Source organism: Acidovorax facilis, from assembly GCF_023913775.1.
GTDB lineage: Bacteria > Pseudomonadota > Gammaproteobacteria > Burkholderiales > Burkholderiaceae_C > Acidovorax > Acidovorax facilis.
Genome location: NZ_JAMXAX010000327.1, coordinates 1 through 542, shown reverse-complemented (window position 1 = coordinate 542; position 542 = coordinate 1). Strand labels below are relative to the sequence as shown.

The following is a 542-nucleotide window of genomic DNA, read 5'->3' as shown; positions in this document are numbered from 1 at the left end:
ACGACGCGCTGTTGGCGTTCTTGAAGAGTCTCTAGCCGCTGCCTCCTATGTCCCGTGTTGCATGGCCGCCTTTACGAGGCGGGTCAACGTAGCACTGGACATAGTTCGATGCTGGACATAGTTCCGCTTCGTCTGCCAGAACGGGCTGGTGTGCGGCGACACCGTGGCCGATGTGCGCGTGCCCCACAAGGGCGACGTGGCAGGGCAGGTCATCGAGGGTGCTTACGAAGTCCTAAATGGCTTCGGTCAGGCGCAGCAGTCCCGCGAATCCATGCAGGCGATCACCCTGGACGCCGGGGAGTCGGAGGTGTTCGCCCGCGCCGCGCTGACCCTCAAGTATGACGACCAGGCCAAGCCCGCACCCATCACAGAAACACAAGTCCTGATGCCCCGCCGCACAGACGACGACCGCCGTGACCTGTGGAGCGTGTTCAACCGCACCCAAGAAAACCTCATCAAGGGCGGCCTGCGCGCCCGCGCCGCCAATGGGCGTCGCCAGAGCACCCGGCCCGTGCAGGGCATCGACCAGAACCTGCGCCTGA

General features: G+C 64.6%; 1 pseudogene. It reads left to right on the top strand.

Annotated features, from left to right (window positions below):
- Window positions 1-121: 121 nt before the first annotated feature.
- Window positions 122-542 (top strand): annotated as a pseudogene (locus NFX52_RS30440) (DUF932 domain-containing protein); the annotation flags it as partial.